Origin of the sequence: Frankia sp. AgB32, from assembly GCF_023243045.1 — a bacterium.
GTDB lineage: Bacteria > Actinomycetota > Actinomycetes > Frankiales > Frankiaceae > Frankia.
This window is the reverse complement of record NZ_JALKFX010000112.1, coordinates 1-17982: the sequence shown is the minus strand read 5'-3', so window position 1 is coordinate 17982 and position 17982 is coordinate 1. Positions and strand designations below refer to the sequence as shown.

Genomic DNA, 17982 nt, shown 5'->3' with positions numbered 1-17982 from the left:
GTTCAGGTGTCCTCTGCTGAGATGGGCGGGGCGGAGGGGTGCCGGACCAGGACGGGGTGGACCACGGCGGCCAGCGACAGCCAGCTCTCGGTGCCCTCGGCGAGCGCCTGGGCGCCGGCGGCGGTGGGCCGGTAGTACTTGCGGGCCGGGCCGGAGCGGGAGGAGACCAGCCGGGCCGCCACGCGGCCCTCGCGTTCCAGGCGGGCCAGCGCGGGATAGACGCTGCCTTCGCTGATGTCGGTCAGTCCGAGTTCGCGCAGGCGCTGGACGACCTCGTAGCCGTAGGACTCGCGTTCGTCGAGCAGCCGCAGCAGCAGCAGCGACAGGACGCCCTTGAGGAGCTGGGGATCATGCGTCGGCGCCATGGGAGAAAACTAAGCCTGGTACTCGGCGAAGTCAAGTAGTGGGTATCGGCAGGGTGAGGTGGGGTGGTCAGGTGCGCGGCGTGGCGCGCACGAGCAGGCCGGCGGCCAGGGCCCAGAAGGCGGCGCCGACGCCGGCGAGGCTGATGCCGCTGGCGGCGACGACGACAGTGAGGATCACGGCCTGACGCTCGCGTGGGTCGGCCAGCGCCGAGGTCAGCGACGAGGCGAGCGTGGCGAGCAGGGCCAGGCCCGCCACCGCCGCGGTGACCCCGGCGGGGGCGGCGGTCACGACCGTCACCAGCGCCGTGGACGCCAGCGCCAGGGCGAGGAACGTCGCCCCGGCGAGGTGGGCGACGATCCAGCGCCGCCGCGGGTCGGGGTGCGCCTGGGGGCTCGCGGCGAGCGCCGCGGTGATCGCCGCGAGGTTGATCGCGTGGCCGCCGGCGCAGGCTCCGGCGAGGGTGCCCAGGCCGGTGACCGTCATCGACTCCCGCCAGGGAACGGTGTAGCCGTAGGAGGACAGCACCGCGACGCCGGGCACGTTCTGCGAGGCCATCGTGACCACGTAGAGCGGCAGGGTGAGGGAGAGCACCGCCGCGCCGCTGAGCGTCGGCGCCGTCAGCGTGACCCCGGGCAGCAGCGGTCCGTGCGCGCCGCCGTGGCGCCCGAGCCAGATCCCGATCGCCACCATCGCGGCGACGAACGCTCCCGGCACCGCCCAGCGCGGCGCGTACCGTCCCAGCGCCAGCCACATCACGACCGCCGGCGCGACGAGCGCCGGATGGTCCACCAGCCCGTGCGCGGGCGCCAGGCACAGTGGCAGCAGCACCCCGGCGAGCATCGCCTGCGCGATCGACGGGGGGATCGCCGCGATGAGCGCTCCCAGGCGCGGCCACAGCGCGGTGAGCAGGATCAGGCCGCCGACGAGGAGGAAGGCTCCGACCGCCGCGGGCCAGCCGCCCTCGACCGCGCCGGTCGAGGCGAGCAGTGCCGCGCCCGGTGTCGACCAGGCCAGCAGGATCGGCATCCGGTGGCGGCGGCTGAGCCACAGCGTGCCCAGCGCCTGGGTGACGATGACGGCGAGCAGACCCGAGGCGGCCTGCGCGGAGTCCGCGCCGACGGCGCGCAGCCCGGCGAGCACCACGACCGCGGCGCTCGCGAACCCGACCAGCGCGGTGACGACGCCGGCACTGACCAGGTGGGCGAGGCGCGCCGGCGACGGATCGTCCGCGCCGGGTGGGAGGGCCGCGTCCACCGATCCGCCCCGATCGTCCGGTTCCATATACAGAACGATACGCCGTAGCGTTCCACGAACAGAACCCTCGGTACGGTAGCGACCATGGACCCCGACGCCGTGGCCGCCGTCGGTGCCCGGCTGCGCGCGACCCGCCAGGCCCGGGGGTTGTCGCTGGGTGTCCTCGCGGCGCGCGCCCGGGTCGGCAAGGGCTCGCTGTCGGAGCTGGAGAACGGCGCCCGCAACCCGACGCTGTCCACGCTTTACGCGCTCGCCGGGGCGCTCGGCGTGCCGCTGTCGACGCTGCTCGCCGACCGTGTCGGCGCCGAGGTCGCCTCCCCGGGCATCGGCGCGCGCCTGCTCGACGCGACCCGCCACCCCGACGGCACCACCGTCGAGGTCTACCTCCTGCACCTCGACCCCGGTGCCCGCCACGTCTCGGCCGCCCACGGCCCCGGCGTCGTCGAGCACCTGCTCGTCACCCACGGCCGCGCCCGCGCCGGCCGGCCGGGGCGGGAGGTCGAGGTCGGCCCCGGTGAGACCGCCGTCTGGCACAGCGACACCGACCACGGTTACCAGGCGCTGCGCCCCGGCGCCGTCGAGGCCGTCCTCACCATCCGCTCCCCCGCCCGCGGCCCGGACCTGACCGCGTAGCCGCGACGCGCGCGGCGGGAACGACCCGGGGCGACGGTTCTTTCCGGCGGGGCGGAAAGCGGCTCAGGTCATCGTGGCGTGCCCGTCAAAACGGGATGCGAAGAAGTGGCACCGCTCCGGCCTGCGCACCGCGCGGGGAGGTCATCCGTCCCTGGCACACGTCCACGGCGCACGACTACGCGGAAAGAAAGTCTCCACTTCTTTCCACTTTTAACCTATAGCACACCTGGGGGCTTGCGGCAAGACCCAGGTCGTGCTGCACAATCCCCGGCCGAGGCCAGAAACCACGGAACAGGGGAGTCAGGGAATGCCAGCGTTGCGAGGGACAACCGAGTCGCGCGGGGGCGCGGGGAAAGACCGCGAGAGGGGCGGTCGGTGACGGACGCCGACGTCATCATCGCCGGTGCCGGACCGACGGGCCTGATGCTGGCCGGCGAGCTGCGCCTGCACGGCGTGCGTACGGTCGTGCTGGAGAGGCTGGCGGCGCCGACCGGGCACGCCCGCGCGCTCGGCCTGCACGTACGCAGCATTGAGGTGCTGGATCAGCGTGGCCTGCTGGAGCGGTTCCTCCCACTCGGCCGGCAGGTCGCCGTCGGTGGTTTCTTCGCCGGCCTGGCCACATCGTGGCCCGCCCGGCTCGACACCGCCCATTCGTATGTCCTGGCCATCCCGCAGACCGTCACCGAGCGTCTGCTGGCTGAGCATGCCACCGAGCTCGGCGCGCGGATCCGCCGCGGCTGCGGACTGGTCGGGCTGACCCAGGACGACCATGGCGTCACCGCCGAGCTGGCCGACGGCACCCGGCTGCGTGCGCGTTACCTCGTCGGCTGCGACGGCGGCCGAAGCACGGTGCGCAGACTGCTCGGCGTCGCCTTCCCCGGCGAGCCCACCAGGGTCGAGACGCTGCTCGGGGAGGTGGAAATCGCCGTGCCGGCGCGGACGCTGACCGACGTGATCGCCGACGTCCGCAGGACCCACCAGCGCTTCGGGGCCATCCCCCTCGCGGACGGGCTGTATCGGATCATCGTGCCCGCCGAGCGGGTGGCCGAGGACCGTACGGTCCCGCCGACCATCGAGGAGTTCGCCGCGCGGCTGCGGGTGTTCGCCGGCACCGACTTCGGTGTGCACTCCCCGCGCTGGCTGTCCCGGTTCGGCGACGCCACCCGGCTCGCCGAGCGGTACCGCACCGGCCGGGTCCTGCTGGCCGGCGACGCGGCGCACATCCACCCGCCGACCGGCGGGCAGGGCCTCAACCTCGGCCTGCAGGATGCGTTCAACCTCGGCTGGAAACTCGCCGCCGACGTCCACGGCTGGGCACCGTGCGGGCTGCTGGACAGCTACCACACCGAACGGCACCCGGTCGCCGCCGACGTGCTGGACAACACCCGCGCGCAGATGCAGCTGCTGTCCCCCGAACCCGGCCCCCAGGCCGTCCGCCGGCTGCTGGCCGAACTGGTGAACCTCGACGAGGTGAACCACCACCTGATCGAGAAGATCACCGCGATCGGGATCCGCTACGACCTCGGCCAGCAACCCGGTGACGTCGGCGCGGGGCCCGACAACCCCGGCGAGGACAACGACAAGGCTGGCGACGGAGACGACAAGGAGGGCACGGACCATCGTCTGCTCGGGCGGCGAATACGGGACATCGGGCTCACGCGGGGCCGCCTCTACGCGCTGACGCACGCCGGTCGCGGCCTGTTGCTCGACCAGACAGGCCGGCTCTCGGTCGCCGGCTGGGCGGACCGCGTCGATCACGTCGTCGAGGTCAGCGAGGAACTCGACGTCCCCGCGGCGCTGCTACGCCCGGACGGTCACGTGGCCTGGATCGGCGACGACCAGCGGGATCTGCTCGGCGCGCTGCCCACGTGGTTCGGCGCCCCCGCCGGCTCAGCGCCCCCCGCCGAACCGTCGGGTCAGCGCCGGGCGTAGACCACCGAGTGGACCTGCGCCCAGAAACCCCGACGAGGACTCCACGCTGACACTTGTCGGGCCAGTCGATCGCGTGGTGTTGGGGTGTACCCCAACCTGACGCACTGATCACTCTCGCACCCCGGAGCGGGTCCCGTTCCGCGTCTGCTGGAAGAGGGGGCGACAGGCCAGGGCGATCATGGTGGGGATCGTGGCGAACCAGCGTTCGTAGTCGCTCCACTGCGTGGCGGGACGCCGATGGGCGGGCAACGTGGCTGGCTCATGCAGACCGGTGACGGCCAGCCCGTGGGCGGCCAGGCGGTCGACATACCAGGACAGTGGCCGGTGGTAGTGGGTGTGGCCGCCGAAGGAAGCGATCCAGCGTTGCTCGTGCTCGAGGTATCCGCGTACGTGGCGGTGCCACTGGCCGGTGTCGGCGTCCTGGACTGGAGCCTGGTCGAAGAAGCAGGGATGCAGGATGGAGAAGACGAACACCCCGTCCCGGGACAGTGCACTCGTGACGTCGGCCAGGAGCCGGTCCAGTACCGGGATGTCCATCAGGACCATGTGGGACACGATGCGGTCGTAGGTCCGTGGCGGGGACGGCAGCCCGGCGGTGAGGTCATGCGTCTGGAAGTCGATGCCCGGGTATCGGGACCGAGCGATGTCGATCAGAGCGGTACTGCCGTCGACGCCGACGACGTGGGCTCCCGCCTGGCGCAGAAGCGCGGTCAGCCACCCGTGTCCGCAGCCGAGGTCGAGGATGCTCAGGCCGGTGACGTCACCGAACTGGTGGCGCAGGAAGGGTGCCAACCTCCGGTAGAAGCTGTCGTCGTCCCCACCGACCGTCCGCGCGTAGACCTCGGCCGCATTGTCCCATCGGAAAAGGTCCTCACTACTGGTCACGAGCTGGTTCAGCCTCCTTCTCCGGCTCCGTCCGCCACAGCCGCCGGTCGGACAGGACCGGCCGGTAGGACATGCCTAGCAGCTGCATCAGCCCGAAGACCAGGTCGCTGTAGGACGCGGTGTCGGCGACCACGATCTCGGGGCGTGGGCCGCCCTCCTGGCTGAACAGGACGTCGAGCAGGTGCAGGGAGTCCCGCGCGGTCCCGCACACGACCTTGGCGCCGAGCCCCGCAGCCTGGTCGTTTACTGCGTTGAGCCAGGTCACGCCCCGGTTCGCGCCGAAGTACTCCGGTTCGGCCGGGCGTTGTGCTCACGGCGGCCGTTCGGCGGCCGCGGGCACCTCGGGGTGATCCGGTGCTGGCGGGTGGCTCACCAGGTCAGCCAGGAGCCGACCACGGCGCGGTTGCGGTTCCAGGTCGCCGACTTCGCCGCGCCCCACAGCCCGGTCAGCGCGTCGCCGGCCCTGTCGTCGGTGACGTCGGCGAGCGCCCGGTCCGGTCCGAGAAGTTCGGCGGTCCGGTCGAGCACGTTCGTGCAGGCGCGCAGCGTGTGCGGGTCACCCCTGATCGTCGGCGAGTCGAGGAACGCCTCGACGGCGGCGCGCCGAGTGTCGATCCTGGTCGCTCCCACCTCGCCTCGGTCGACCTACCGGATAACGCGCATGAGTCGCGTCCCGGCGGCCGCGGCGTTCGTGCTGGCCACCAGGCCCCGGTGTGGATCAGGTTACGGACAAGGGTCTGTTATCCGGTAGAGCGACGGCACTCGTGCATCAGCACACCGTCGGGATCACCGCAGCGACGCGTCCAGCTGGAGCGACGCGTCCAGCTGGCAGATCAGTTCCGCGACCCGCCCACCGCCACGCGGAGCGACGGGGTAGCGCCTCAGGACGTCCGCCACCACGGGACGCGCGAGGATCCGCGACCAGGCGATGTGGTCGGCCCCGACGGTGGGATCGTCTCCGGCGGCGAGTTCGAGCGCCCGTGCGGCATGAGCTGCCGCGGCGAGGATGTGCCTGACCTGAGTGGCCTGTGCCAGGGGATGGAGAAACGCCGCACCGGCCGCGTGGCCGGCGGCGCGCGCCGCGTCGCTCGCCGCAGCCTGTCCTGCCTCCCGGGTCTCCTGGGCCGCCCGGTGTGCCGACCACGAGCTGTCCCGCATCGCCCTGGTCCGCTCGGCTCCCGCCGCGAACACCTGCGCAGCGTCGATCGCGGCTCGTGGACGCCGGTCGTCAGGGCGTTCACGTTCGAAGACCGCCAGGGCAGGCCGCGCGCACGCCGCCGCACAGCCGACGACCGCGCGCAGTTCGGACCGGCTGAGCTCGATCGTCGTGGAGTCATCCGCCATGGCGTCATCCTTGCGCGCGGAGGGCCTGTCGCGGCGCGGCCGGGGTCATGCCTATGATCACGTGGCAACGGCGGCGCGCAGCGGCCAACCGCACCACCGCCGCCTGCGGCGCCGACGTCACGTCGTCCGGCACGAACCCCAGCCACGGCAACGTGCACAGGGCGATCGGGTCCCGGCCGGCGGCCTCCAGCAGCACCTCGACTGCCGCCGCGAGCGTCACCGGCGCCTTTGCGAGCCGCAGGTGGCGGCGGGCCTTCTCCCCACCGCCCGCCACCCGGCGTCGCCCGCGCCGCGCCCGCCAGCCGCACCCGCCAGCCGCACCCGCCAGCCGCACCCGTGTCCCGCGCGGGACGTCACGCGCTCCCGCGGCGTCTCAGGTCCGTCACGGCGATGGCGTTGGTCCGTCGATCCGTTGGGCGAGGGCCACGATGATGCCCTCGGGGCCGCGGATGTAGGCCATGCGCCAGGTCTGCTCGTGCTGGCCGATGCCGCCGACCAGCCCATAGCCGTCGGCGGCCAGCCGGTCGACGACCGCCTGGAGATCGTCGACCTCGAACGCCACGTTGCGCAGACCCAGCTCATGGGCCATCGCGGCGGGCGATCCCGGCACGTGGTCGGGACGGTGGAAGCTCGAAAGCTCCAGGCAGGTGCCGCCGCCCGGCGGGCGCAGCATGACGATCTCCGTGCGGGCGTCGGGGATGCCGATGACCGTGTCGAGGAACTCGCCTTCGACGACCATCCGCGCGCACGCGACCTCGAGGCCCAGTCCGACGAAGAACGCCGTCACCGTGTCGAGGTCCGCGACGGTGATGCCGACATGGTCGAACCGTCGTACGTGTGCCATGGGTTCCTCCTCCGGCGCTGCGCTGGTGCGCGGTTCGGCGCGACGGGTGCTCCGTCCGGCTGTCTGGAGCGGAGCGCGGGTTGTGAGGACAGCCGTCCCGCCGAGGTGCAGAATAACCGCGACGTGATCGGCACTTTGAGTGAGGGCATGAGACGTATGAGTAATCGGCAGAGTGGTGTGGTGAAGTGGTTCAACGATGAGAAGGGGTACGGGTTCATCACCCCGCAGAGCGGCGACGATCTCTTCGTCCACTTCAGGGCGATCCAGGTCGACGGCTTCAAGAGTCTCCAGGAAGGTCAGGCCGTCACCTTCGTCGTGGTCCGGGGCCAGAAGGGCATGCAGGCCGACGAGGTCGAACTCGCCTAGCCCCACCCGACGCTCGCGGCACACCACGGCCGCGGCCGGACGCACCGGGCGCAGTGGCGCACCCGGCACCCATCCCGCATGATGTAACCGACGGCGATCGAACCCGTCCCATGGGTGACGTTGCCGTGACGAGGTGGCCACCGTCCAGTGTCCAGCGGCGTCTGCACGAGCCGCGACCCAACGACGGGAAACCGAACATGATCGTCAAGAGGACGTTGTTGCCGATGCTCGCTCTGCTCCTCGCCGCCGCGGCCTTCGCGCTCGTCCCGGCGAGCGCGGCGCAGGCCCGGCCGCTGGGAGTCGGCGGCGTGCACGGGCGTGGTGTCGCCGTCGGGCCCCGCCGGGTGTACCCGCCCAGCACGACCTATCGGGCCGGCGTGGTCTACGGGACCTCGACCAGTTCCGGGTCCCCGTCCAGCTCCGGGACCACCTCCAGCTCCGGGACCACGGCCGTGTACGGGGCTGGTGTCGGTGTGGTCCACACGCCGCCGAAGGTCTACCGGCCGCGCCCGGTGTACCGGCCGGGTGTTCGGCGCCGCTGACAACGCCGCCGACAACGCCGCTGACAACGCCGCCGACAACGGTCTTTCACGCAGGTCCGTGCGGGTCGCGCCCGTCGCCGCGCGCCGCCCGCACGGACGCCTGCGCCCCGCCGGGCTGCTGCCGCGCCAGGCGCGCGAGCAGGCCCGCCTCGAGGGCAACGTGGACGGTGCCGTCCGGGGTGACGGTCAGGCCGTGCGGCTCCCCGGTCGACGTCGGCAGGTCGAACTCCTCGATGTGGCCGTTCGGGCTGATGTGCCCGACGCGGCCGGTAGCCCAGGCGGTGTACCAGCAGCCGTCGCCGGTCGGGTCGGCGGTGATCGCGTGGGGTCGGGCGGCGCGGTCGGGCAGGGGGAACTCCTCGACCCGGCCGCCCGGGCCCAGCCGGCCGATCTGGCCGGCGGCGATCTCGACGAACCACAGGGCGCCGTCGGTGTCGCGGCAGATTCCGACCGGGGCCGCGCCGGCGGTGGGCAGCGGGTGCAGCGTGATCTGCCCGGTGAGGGTGATGCGCCCGATCGCGTTCGCCTGGTTCAGGGTGAACCAGAGCGCGTCGTCGACCCCCGCGGTGATCGCCGCCGCGAAGGCGCCCGCGACGGGAAGCGGATGTTCGGTGACCGTGCCGTCCTCGGGGTCGAGCCGTCCGATCCGGTCGCTGTTCATCTCCGTGAACCACAGGGCGCCGTCGGCGCCGGTGGTGATCCCGAACGGGCCTGCCTCGGGCGTGGGAACGTCGAAGGAGCTGGTCTCGCCGCCCGGGGTGATCCTGCCGATCCGGTGGTCGCGGTTCCGGGTGAACCACAGCGCGCCATCCGGGCCCGTGGTGATGATCGACGGGCCGCAGCCGGCCGGGGTGAGCGGGTAGGAGTCGAGCTGGCCGTCGTCGGTCAGCCGCGCGATCCGGCCGGCGTGGACCATCGTGATCCACAGCGCCCCGTCGGGGCCGCGGGTCACGTCGTAGGGGCCGGCCCCGGGTTCCGCTATCACCGTTTCGTGGATCGTGATGCTGCCTGGCTGGGGCATCCTCGGTCTCCTCGGTCTCCTCGCTCGACATGGGCAGCGCTGCGGCCACCGGCCTACCTTCCGCGCGCGATGCCACCGACACCGTCCTCGTTCGCGGTGACGAGTGCCCACGTGTCGCGGTTGCTGTCCCAGTGCAGGGCGTCGAGGACCTGGGAGGGCGGTATCCACCGGTGATTCTGATGTTCGTCGCTGATGGTCACCGTGGTGGTGGGGGTGGTGGCGGTGTAGAGGGTTTTGTGGATGGTCAGTGTCGGGGATGGTGAAAGCGGGGCCGCCCGCCGGGAAGGTTCCCGGCCCGCGGAGCTGAGTACTTCCCCGCTCACCCGTGCAGGACGGTGGTGTTCTGGCAGGCGACCAGGCGCCACTGCCCGTCCTCCTTGGCCATGACGTAGAGCGGGCTGCCCTCGTGCTGGCCGTCGATCGGCTGGCCGCCTGCGCTCAGGTAGCGCTGGCGCACCTTCACCGCGGCGACGTCGGGTCGGATGAACAGCACGTGCACCACCTCGTAGGTGGCCGTGAGGTCCGTCATCGCCCCGGGAAGCACCCGGTGGGTGAACACCGAGATCTCGTCGCGGCCGAACAGGCGAAGTCCGTGGGCGGTCGTCCAGATGGCGTCGGAGCGGAACAGGCCGATGAACTCCTCGGGCAGTTCGTTCTGCTGGGAGTGCTCGAGCGTGGCGACCACCCCTCTGATCGCCGTGATCTCGGCCTCGCGGGCCCGGTCGTCAAAGGCGTCAGCCGTCATCATGACGACCACGGTGCAACCTGAATCGCACATGAGGTCAAGGGTGTCGACGCGCCGTCGGGTCAGCGCGGCCGGCCCAGCGCCCCGCCGGGATCGACCGACGCACGCCCGCCACCCGGCCGGGCCCAGGGGGGAGATCCGTTCGCGTGGGTCCCGCGTTCTGACGTGCGGGCATGGCGATCAGTTCGCGCACGGGCAGTGACGTCGGCCAGGCAGGACGCGGACACCTGGGACCTGGCGTCCAGCGTCGGCGACGTCGGCGCCGCGGCGGCGGGGTTGTTGTCGTGGAGGATCGGTTTCTCCCAGACCAGGAGGTAACGCCAGAACAGCAGCCGTCGCACCCGCGCGCCGGGCAGCACCCCGGCGGCCACGCGGGCGGCCTGGCGCGTGGTCAGCGGCGGATCCATGACCACGGGCATGCCCGTGTCCACATGGCGCTCCTTCGCGAACGGGTCGGTGCCCCGCAGCAGCCTGTTCGCGAGGAAGATGACGCCCAGCAGGCGGTGTCCGACCATCGCGATGATCTCGACGGGCCACTCCCGGCGCAGGTCCACCCGGGGAAGGACGACGGCGGCAAGGACCCCGCCCGGGCGCAGCGCGGCCGCGAGCACCTCCAGCGCGTCGGCCAGCGGCAGGTGGTGCAGCGCGGTGATCGAGACGATGGCGTCGTAGTCCTTGCCCGGCAGCGGGTCGACCAGCACGTCGGCGAGAACGCAGGTGACGTTGTGGGGGGTGTGCCGCCTGGCCTGTTCGATCATCCGTTCGGAGCGGTCGACGGCGTCGACCTGGTCGACGCGCTCGGCGAGCCGGGCCGCGAACGCTCCGGTGCCACAGCCGACATCGAGCACCCGCCGGCAGGGCCGCGGCAGGTGGCGCAGCAGCAGCCGTTGATAGTAGACGTTGTGCGACCAGTCGAGCACAGCCGGCATTATGCCGCTGCCCCCGGCCGGTGGTCACAACCGGTGGACGGCGACGCGATGCGCACACCCGCTGGCCACCGCCAGCGCGCAGGGCCGGCTCGAACCACCGGGTGCCGGTGTGCCGGTGTGCCCGCCCAGATTGGCATGCAGCGTCTTCTCCCTGGTGCCGAAGGCGTCGAACAGGTCCAGGATCGGCTGGCGTTCCATCCCCTTGTCGTCCCACTGCAGCAGGAACTGCAGCGCGATGGTGTGGTGAGGATCCAGTCCCTGACGGTCGGATCGAGCCCCGCGAGGTCGCCGGGCCGCGCCGGGTCGACGTCGATCAACCGCACCTCGAGATCCGCCACGGGCGTGCCGACGAAGTCGGCCAGGATGACGGGCAACCAGGCAGAAACCGAGGACTTCGCCCTACGGCGATCGTCACAAGTCCTCCTCGCCGGTTCAAGGCCCGCGCCGGCCAGAGCGAGGCAGCACCATCCCCAGCCGGCCGCGGACAGCACACCCGTCGGCCCAGGCTTTGGGCCCTGACGGATCGGGCTGCTCGCGGAGCTGTCACAACTGGTCATGTATGAGAATCACGGTGCGCGGCAATCGTTGGTCGGGGTGGGTTCCCGTGTCATATCGCCATCGATCGGGGCGCCGGGGCGCCTCCGTCGTGACCATCTTCCGTGGGTGCGCCAGGCTGCCGCGCGTCGCCATGGCCAGCGGTCGGGCGAGTTTTCCGTGGCCGGAGAGCAACATGATGAGTTGAGTCATCCATCCCGTTGTGCGAATCCGCGTTTTATGGCCTCTTTCAGAGGTCGATACGGTCGGATTCATGGCGGGTCCTCCGGCGGATCAGCGGCGGCCCTGGCGGCTGGATTCGGCGCGCTGTCCCTCGGCTCCGACATCGCCGGTTCGCTGCGCACCCCCGCGCACTTCTGCGGTGTCTACGCGCACAAGCCGACACGCGGGCTGGCGGCGAGCCGCGGTATGGTCGCGCCCGCCACGCCGGCACTGCCGGTCGACCTCGACCTCGCCGTCGTCGGTCCGATGGCACGCACCGCCCGCGACCTCACGCTCCTGCTCGACGTCATGGCCGGGCCGGACCCGCGCACGCTCGGCGTGGCGTACGAGCTGACCCTGCCGCGGGCACGCCACCAGCGGCTGAGCGACTTCCGGGTCCTGGTCCTCGACGAGCATCCGTTGATTGCGACCGGGTCCGCTGTGCGGGCGGGCGTGAACCGGGTGGCCGACGCGCTTGTCGACGGCGGCGCCCGCGTCGAACGGCACAGCCCGCTGCTGCCCGACCTGGCCGAAGCCGCGACGCTCTACACGCGGTTGCTGTTCTCGGGCTCCGTTGCGCGTTTCCCCGTCGACGCGTACGAGCAGCTGCGGACCCGCGCCGCCGGCCTGAGCGCAGACGACCGGAGTCTCGACGCGGCGCGGCTGCGCGGGATGGTGCTGCGCCACCGCGACTGGATCGAGGCGAACAACCATCGCGAGCTTCACCGTCACGGCTGGCGGCAGCTCTTCGCCGAGTTCGACGCCGTGGTGTGCCCGATCACGCCGACTCCCGCGTTCCCGCACGACCACAACCCCGATCTGTTGGAACGCCGGATCGACATCGACGGCGTCGAGTACCCGTACTTCGACCAGCTTGTCTGGGCTGGTCTGGCCACCATGCCCGGTCTGCCCGCCACCGCCATACCAGCGGGCCGGCCCTGCGCGGGCCTGCCGGTGGGAGTGCAGCTCATCGGTCCGATGTTCGAGGACCGCACCCCGCTGCGGCTGGCCGAACTGCTCGAGCAGCAGATCGGCGGCTTCCAGGCACCGAGGCAGGGCGTACTACCGGGTGGCCGTCGCGGATGAGGTGAGGATGAGGTGCGGAAACAATCGCCACGGCCCCTTTCTGGTGTACTCGGTTCCCACCCCTGCCAGACGCGACGCTCACGTATTGGACTCGTCGAGGATGGCGATGTCCCAGACGATCATGTCTCGGGGCCGGTGTCCGCGGCGGGGAAGAACAGGTCCTCGATCCGGCCCTTGAACACCGCGGCGATTGTGAAGGCCAGGGACAGGCTCGGGTCGAAGTGGCCCGTTTCGATGGCGTTGACTGTCTGTTCGGAGATGTCGAGGCGGTCGGCCAGGTCCGCCTGGGTCCAGTGCCGCGCGGCCCGCAGCTCGCGTAGCCGGTTGCTCATCGGACCCGCCGCGACCTGAAGATCAGTGCGACGACCGGGATCCGCCTGCTCCCCGGCGATGACCTCGCGCAGTGCGGCCACGTGGGCGCCGAGGGCGGCCCGGCCGGGCGCGGTCAGCCAGATCCACGTGGTTCGTCGGCCGCGGTGAACTCCTTTGTGGCTCCCGACGTAGCCGAGCGACGCGAGAGCGCCCACGTGTTTGGACAGCACCGAGTCGCTGACCTCAAGGCTGTCGCGAAGGGTCGAGAACTCTGCTTCGGACACGGCGGTCAGCATGGTCATCAGTCTCAGCCGGGCCGGTGCCTGCAGGTGGGCATCCAGTTGGGGCATCAGCGGCCGACCAGCACCAGCAGCGCCAGGACGGCCAGCGCGAGGGCCGAGAGGACCACCAGCCACCCGGCCGGTTCGCCGCGAGCGTGCGCCGCCGGGTCCCTCCGGTAGAGACGCAACCACCGTCGGCCGCTGCCCGCGTAGGCCAGTCCCCCGGCACACGCGCACAGGGCCACCAGCCACCACCGGCCGGTGAGGGCAGCCCAGAACGCGCCACCGAGCGCCACCGCGTACGAGCTCGCCGCGGCCCACCCCGTGCCGAGCACGACCCGGCTGGTGAGTCCCCCGATCCGCACCCCGTTGAGCCGCCGGAACCGGGACAGCTGAACGCCCGCCGTCAGGGCGAACAGGGCGGCCGCGGCGACGGCGAGCAGTCGGGTCCAGCCGGTGTCGAAGGCGACCTCCACGGCGGCCGCGGCGATCTGCAGAGCCACCGTCACGCCGATCGAGCTGTGGAAGCAGGACGGCAGCCCGAGGCCGCCGGCCAGCTGTGCCCGCGAGGCACCCGCCTCGGCCAGGGCAGCGGCAGCATCGTCGGGAGTGGGCACCGCCATCGTGTTTTCCATAGTGGAAAGTGTGACTCGAACTTTCCACTATGGCAAGTTCGCCGACCGGGCCCGACGTTCCCCCCTCGGGCCGCCGGCTATCCTGGCGCGCGATAAGCGAGCGTTATCGCGCGTCAGCGTGGGACACGCGCAGACCGGTTGATGCGTAGCGTTCTGTCGTGCGGTATAACGATACTCACTTACGTATCACCCAGGAGTCGAAACGTAACGGCTTGGTGGGTGGTGGTGACAGGGAGGGATCGTGATGAGCCGGGTGCCCCGCACGCCGCGTCAGCGGGAGGAACCGTCGGAGCCGGACGGGTCGTTCACCGCGCTCCCCCGGCCGCTCGGCGAGGCGCCCGCGCAGGGCGCGGTGGAGTCGGCGCGGGCGTACGCCGAATCCGCGGACGCCGCCGACGCGGCGGCGCGAGAACCGCAGGCCGTGCTGGACGGCGCCGAGTCACCGCCGTCGCCGTCCGGCGGCGACAGCGGTCACGTCGACGTGACGGCCGACCGCACCTCGGGTGAGGGGTCAGCCCCGGCGCCGCGGTGTGCGTTTCCCGGCTGCACACGGCCGGCGGCCGCCGCCGAGGGGCCCGGGCGTCCGCCGGGGTACTGCGCCGATCCGGCGCACAACCGACTGGCGGCCTACCGGCGCCGCCGGGAGCTGGCGGCCCGCGGTGCCGGCGAGACGGGCCGGCGCGACGCGGCGGGCGGGCGCGGCGAGGCGGCGGCCCGCGACGGGGCGCGGCCGTTGGCGGCGGGGCGGGCCCGCGCCGAGGAACTCGCCGGTCAGGTGCAGTCCCTGACCGGCGAGCTGACCCGCACCCTGGACGCGTTCGGCCGGCAGATGGCGCTGCTCGGGGACATCACCGCCGCCGAGGCGCAGGTCGAGGCCGCGGAAGCCGAAGCCGCCGAACGCGTCGCCGAGGCGGTGACCCGCGCGGTGCGCGCCGAACAGAACGCCCGTGCCGCGCAGGCCGCGCGCGCCGAGTCCGACGCGGTCGCCGCGGAGGCGGTCGCCGCCCTCGACCAGGCCGAACGGCGCCTGGAAGACGCCACCTGCGGCCTGCGACACGCGACCGAGGCCGCCGAGACCGCCCGCGCCGACGCCGACGCCGCGATCACCGCGGCCCTCGAGGCCGCCCGCGCCGACATCGCCTCCGCCCGCGCCGACGCGCAGGCACTCGTCGAGACGGCCCAGGCCCAGGCCGACCAGCGCGTCGCCGACGCCCTCGCCGCCCGCGAGCAGGCCGAGGCCGAACTCGCCCGGCTGCGCCGCGACGGCGAACGCGACGCGCGGATCCTCGCCGAACTACGCGCCGAACGCGACGCGCTGCGCGAGGACATCCGCGCCGAACGCGCCGAGGCACTGCGCGCCCGCCAGAGCGCCGACGCCGACCTCACCCGCCTGCGCGAACAGGCCGCCGCCGACACCGAACGCGCCCGCGCCGCCGCCGCCGCGGACGCCGACCGGATCCGCGCCGAATGCGACGCCCGCCTCGACACCGAACGCCACGCCGCCGCCGAACGCCTCACGGTCCTCGCCGACGCCCGCGCCGAGGCGCGCCTGCGGGCCGAACGCGCCGAACGCCAGGCCGACGACCTCGCCGCCGAACTCCGCGCCCTGCGCACCCCCACCCCACCCGCCGGCGCGGGCGGATGACGCCCTGGTCGGATGCCCGCGCGGACACCTCCGCACGCGACGTTCCGGCTGTGGCCCGGTCGTCATGGCGGCCATGATGATCGGCAGAGATGCGAGGGCACGCCCGGCCCTGCTGCGCCGGGGCTTCGCGTTGGAGTACGCCACGCTCGGCTGGAACGTGGTCGGTATCGCGGTGCTCGCCGTCGCGGCGATCGGCGCGCGGTCGGTGGCGCTCGCCGGGTTCGGCCTCGATTCCCTGATCGAGATCGGCGCGTCCACCGTGGTGATCTGGGAGCTGTCCGGTACCGGCGCCGAGCGCCAACGCCGCGCGCTCAGGCTGATCGGCGCGGGCTTCGCGCTGCTCGCGCTCTACCTGCTCGCACAGTCCACCTGGGTGCTGGCCGCCGGCTCTCACCCGCGCCACTCGCCGCTGGGCATCGCCTGGACGGCGGTGACCGCCGCGGTCATGGTCGCGCTCGCCGCGGGGAAAACCCGCACCGGCACAGCGCTGGACAATCCGGTGCTCAGAACCGAGGGCCGGGTCACGCTGGTGGATGGGCTGCTCGCGGCGGCGGTGCTGCTCGGTCTGATCCTCAACGCCCTGGCCGGCTGGTGGTGGGCCGACCCGGCGGCCGGCTATGTGCTGGTGTACTACGCGGCACGCGAAGTGAAGGAGATCTTCCTGCCCGGGCACTGAATCGACGGGTGCCCACAGCCAAGGACCTGGACGACCATCTCTCCCGCTGGTTCGGCAGGCCCACCCACTGATGTCGCCCGAGCGGGTCGGTAGCCGCGGCCCGCCCGCGGCGTCCTGGTCGCCGAGTTCGTCGTCGCCGAGTTCGTCGTCGCCGAGTTCGTCGGCGTGACCCACCCGCTTCTTCTACGCTACGTAGAAGGAACGGGTGAGGGGGTCGCGGTGACGGTGGACGTGCTGGTGGCCGGATTCGGCCCGGTGGGTGCGGTGCTCACCGCGCTGCTCGGTGAGCGCGGGGTGTCCGTGCTGGCGGTGGACCGGGCGCCGGGCGCCTATCCCCGTCCCCGCGCCGCGGGCCTGGACGAGGAGGTGCTGCGGTTGCTGGTGGGTCTTCCCGGGATGGCCGGACTGCTCGCGGAGGTCCGCTCCTCGCGGCGGGCGACGTTCGTCGGACCGGACCGGCGCCTGCTGCTCGCCGCCGGCCAGGGTCCGGCCGAACTCGGCGTGCCCGTCGGGGCGTTCATCCACCAGCCGTCGGTCGAACGTGCGCTGCGCGCCGGTATCGCCGCCATCCCGTCGGTGGAGGTCCGTCTCGGGGTGGGGGTGCGCGGGCTACGGGAGGGCGCCGAAACGGTGCGGGTGGAGCTGGACGACGCCAGCGTGGTCGAGGCCCGCTGGGTGGTGGGCTGCGACGGGGCGCCCAGCACGGTGCGTTCGTTGATCGGCGCCGGCTATGCGGGCACGACCTTCGCGCAGCCATGGCTCGTCGTGGACGTGCGCTCGGCCGAGCCGCTGCCGGTGGCACCCGAGATCGCGTTCGTGCTCGATCCGCGCCGGCCGGCGGTCACCATGCCCATGCCCGGCGGGCACCGCTGGGAGTGGATGCTGCGCCCCGGCGAGGACACCGACCAGATGACCCGCCCCGACACGGTCGCCCGGCTCCTCGCGCCGTGGATCGACCCGGCGACGGTCACGGTGGAGCGGGCCGCGGTCTACACGTTCCACGCGCGGATGGCGGGCCGGTGGCGGGTCGGGCGCGTGCTGCTCGCCGGCGACGCGGCGCACACCATGCCGCCGTTCGCCGGGCAGGGACTCGCCTCGGGTGTCCGCGACGTCGCCGCGCTGGCCTGGCGGCTGAGGGAGGTCCTCGCCGGCGTGTGCGGGCCGGCGTCACTCGACGACTACGAACGGGAACGCCGACCGCAGGTCGCGGCGATCACGGGGGTCGAGGAGGATCGGTACGGAAATTGGCGTTAAGCGGCGACCGCTGGCTGGGTCCGGTTCGGACTGGTCTACGTTGATCGTTCGTGCCGGTGGAGTTTCTGAGTGATGAGCAGGTTGCGGCGTACGGGCGGTTCGTCGGGGAGCCGGACCGGGCGGAGCTGGAGCGGTTCTTCGTCCTCGACGATGGTGATCGGAAGCTGGTCGGCCGGCATCGCGGTGAGCACAACCGGCTGGGGTTCGCGGTGCAGCTGGGGACGGTGCGCTGTCTGGGGACGTTCCTGACGGATCCACTGGATGTGCCGTGGGGTGTCGTGGACTACCTGGCGGGCCAGCTGGGTGTGGTGGATCCGTCGGTGGTCAAGCGGTATGTCGAGCGGGCGAAGACGCCGTATGAGCATTCCTGGGAGATCCGGGGGGTGTTCGGCTACCGGGTGAGGTGCCCCGTTAATTCCGGACAGGGGCCTCTACTAGAATAGGGGCAGTCCGGAGGAGATCATAGTTGACACAAA

At 72.4% G+C, this 17982-nt stretch carries 22 protein-coding genes and 2 pseudogenes; 9 read left to right on the top strand and 15 right to left on the bottom strand.

The genetic code is table 11. The features are described from left to right. Positions 1-2: 2 nt before the first annotated feature. Together MXD60_RS24440 and MXD60_RS24435 are read right to left on the bottom strand one after the other, a co-directional pair. Positions 3-365: a PadR family transcriptional regulator gene (locus tag MXD60_RS24440; RefSeq protein ID WP_248821692.1), complete on the bottom strand. Its 363-nt coding sequence runs from the start codon at positions 363-365 to the stop codon at positions 3-5. Positions 366-432: 67 nt separating this feature from the next. Next, on the bottom strand, positions 433-1620 hold the full coding sequence (locus MXD60_RS24435) for a benzoate/H(+) symporter BenE family transporter (protein WP_248821691.1): 1188 nt from the start codon (positions 1618-1620) through the stop codon (positions 433-435). An 84-nt stretch (positions 1621-1704) separates the two neighbouring features. On the opposite strand from MXD60_RS24435, the gene relB (MXD60_RS24430) reads away from it, so the two are divergent. After that, positions 1705-2253 (top strand): type II toxin-antitoxin system RelB family anti-toxin, encoded by a 549-nt coding sequence (gene relB / locus MXD60_RS24430; RefSeq protein ID WP_248821690.1) that lies wholly within the window; start codon positions 1705-1707, stop codon positions 2251-2253. A gap of 375 nt (positions 2254-2628) precedes the next feature. After that, positions 2629-4185: an FAD-dependent monooxygenase gene (locus MXD60_RS24425; RefSeq protein ID WP_308222590.1), complete on the top strand. Its 1557-nt coding sequence runs from the start codon at positions 2629-2631 to the stop codon at positions 4183-4185. 108 nt (positions 4186-4293) lie between these two features. On the opposite strand, the gene MXD60_RS24420 is transcribed toward MXD60_RS24425, so the two are convergent. The 6 genes and pseudogenes from MXD60_RS24420 to MXD60_RS24395 all read right to left on the bottom strand — a co-directional run bounded on the left by MXD60_RS24420 (position 4294) and on the right by MXD60_RS24395 (position 7258). Further along, positions 4294-5070: a class I SAM-dependent DNA methyltransferase gene (locus MXD60_RS24420; RefSeq protein ID WP_248821689.1), complete on the bottom strand. Its 777-nt coding sequence runs from the start codon at positions 5068-5070 to the stop codon at positions 4294-4296. Beyond that, positions 5060-5362: pseudogene (locus tag MXD60_RS24415) on the bottom strand (Tn3 family transposase); the annotation flags it as partial. The gene MXD60_RS24420 and the pseudogene MXD60_RS24415, both read right to left, overlap by 11 nt. Before the next feature lie 77 nt (positions 5363-5439). Beyond that, on the bottom strand, positions 5440-5700 hold the full coding sequence (locus MXD60_RS24410) for a hypothetical protein (RefSeq protein WP_248821688.1): 261 nt from the start codon (positions 5698-5700) through the stop codon (positions 5440-5442). Positions 5701-5856: 156 nt separating this feature from the next. Then, positions 5857-6414, bottom strand: coding sequence for a putative immunity protein (locus tag MXD60_RS24405; RefSeq protein WP_248821687.1), 558 nt, complete (start codon positions 6412-6414; stop codon positions 5857-5859). Positions 6415-6418: 4 nt separating this feature from the next. After that, positions 6419-6688, bottom strand: a complete 270-nt coding sequence (locus MXD60_RS24400) for a hypothetical protein (protein WP_248821686.1) — start codon at positions 6686-6688, stop codon at positions 6419-6421. A gap of 108 nt (positions 6689-6796) precedes the next feature. Then, positions 6797-7258 carry a VOC family protein gene (locus tag MXD60_RS24395; RefSeq protein ID WP_248821685.1) on the bottom strand — a complete coding sequence of 154 codons (462 nt, stop codon included), beginning with the start codon at positions 7256-7258 and terminating at the stop codon, positions 6797-6799. 156 nt (positions 7259-7414) lie between these two features. Here MXD60_RS24395 and MXD60_RS24390 point away from each other — a divergent pair, with 156 nt between their 5' ends. Both MXD60_RS24390 and MXD60_RS24385 read left to right on the top strand, forming a co-directional pair. Continuing rightward, positions 7415-7624 (top strand): cold-shock protein, encoded by a 210-nt coding sequence (locus MXD60_RS24390; protein ID WP_248821684.1) that lies wholly within the window; start codon positions 7415-7417, stop codon positions 7622-7624. Between the two features lie 197 nt (positions 7625-7821). Beyond that, positions 7822-8166 carry a hypothetical protein gene (locus MXD60_RS24385; protein WP_248821683.1) on the top strand — a complete coding sequence of 115 codons (345 nt, stop codon included), beginning with the start codon at positions 7822-7824 and terminating at the stop codon, positions 8164-8166. A 46-nt stretch (positions 8167-8212) separates the two neighbouring features. Here MXD60_RS24385 and MXD60_RS24380 read toward each other — a convergent pair whose 3' ends face one another. From MXD60_RS24380 to MXD60_RS30505, 5 genes are read right to left on the bottom strand one after another with little or no spacing between them, the layout of a single operon-like run. Further along, positions 8213-9187 (bottom strand): Vgb family protein, encoded by a 975-nt coding sequence (locus MXD60_RS24380; RefSeq protein ID WP_248821682.1) that lies wholly within the window; start codon positions 9185-9187, stop codon positions 8213-8215. A gap of 53 nt (positions 9188-9240) precedes the next feature. Then, positions 9241-9510, bottom strand: coding sequence for an NUDIX hydrolase (locus MXD60_RS24375; RefSeq protein WP_248821681.1), 270 nt, complete (start codon positions 9508-9510; stop codon positions 9241-9243). Beyond that, positions 9507-9935, bottom strand: a complete 429-nt coding sequence (locus MXD60_RS24370; protein ID WP_248821706.1) for an SgcJ/EcaC family oxidoreductase — start codon at positions 9933-9935, stop codon at positions 9507-9509. Before MXD60_RS24370 ends, MXD60_RS24375 begins: the two co-directional genes overlap by 4 nt. 59 nt (positions 9936-9994) lie before the next feature. Next, a complete protein-coding gene (locus MXD60_RS24365) occupies positions 9995-10852 on the bottom strand; it encodes a class I SAM-dependent methyltransferase (RefSeq protein WP_248821680.1) in 858 nt (285 codons plus the stop codon). A 33-nt stretch (positions 10853-10885) separates the two neighbouring features. Then, the gene (locus MXD60_RS30505; protein ID WP_248821679.1) at positions 10886-11059 is read right to left on the bottom strand and encodes a hypothetical protein; all 174 of its coding nucleotides are present in this window, start codon (positions 11057-11059) and stop codon (positions 10886-10888) included. 576 nt (positions 11060-11635) lie between these two features. Between MXD60_RS30505 and MXD60_RS24355 the strand changes: the two genes are divergently transcribed. Next, positions 11636-12703: an amidase gene (locus tag MXD60_RS24355; protein WP_248821678.1), complete on the top strand. Its 1068-nt coding sequence runs from the start codon at positions 11636-11638 to the stop codon at positions 12701-12703. 119 nt (positions 12704-12822) lie between these two features. On the opposite strand, the gene relB (MXD60_RS24350) is transcribed toward MXD60_RS24355, so the two are convergent. Both relB (MXD60_RS24350) and MXD60_RS24345 read right to left on the bottom strand, forming a co-directional pair. After that, the gene (gene relB / locus MXD60_RS24350; protein ID WP_248821677.1) at positions 12823-13317 is read right to left on the bottom strand and encodes a type II toxin-antitoxin system RelB family anti-toxin; all 495 of its coding nucleotides are present in this window, start codon (positions 13315-13317) and stop codon (positions 12823-12825) included. Positions 13318-13364: 47 nt separating this feature from the next. Then, a complete protein-coding gene (locus tag MXD60_RS24345) occupies positions 13365-13919 on the bottom strand; it encodes a hypothetical protein (protein WP_248821676.1) in 555 nt (184 codons plus the stop codon). Positions 13920-14175: 256 nt separating this feature from the next. Here MXD60_RS24345 and MXD60_RS24340 point away from each other — a divergent pair, with 256 nt between their 5' ends. From MXD60_RS24340 to MXD60_RS24325, 4 genes and pseudogenes are all read left to right on the top strand, one after another. Further along, positions 14176-15576, top strand: a complete 1401-nt coding sequence (locus MXD60_RS24340) for a coiled-coil domain-containing protein (RefSeq protein ID WP_248821675.1) — start codon at positions 14176-14178, stop codon at positions 15574-15576. Between the two features lie 76 nt (positions 15577-15652). After that, positions 15653-16252, top strand: coding sequence for a cation efflux transmembrane domain-containing protein (locus MXD60_RS24335; protein WP_248821674.1), 600 nt, complete (start codon positions 15653-15655; stop codon positions 16250-16252). Between the two features lie 219 nt (positions 16253-16471). Beyond that, positions 16472-17506: an FAD-dependent monooxygenase gene (locus MXD60_RS24330; protein ID WP_248821673.1), complete on the top strand. Its 1035-nt coding sequence runs from the start codon at positions 16472-16474 to the stop codon at positions 17504-17506. Positions 17507-17556: 50 nt separating this feature from the next. Further along, a pseudogene (locus MXD60_RS24325) lies at positions 17557-17904 on the top strand (DUF4158 domain-containing protein); the annotation flags it as partial. Positions 17905-17982: the final 78 nt, after the last annotated feature.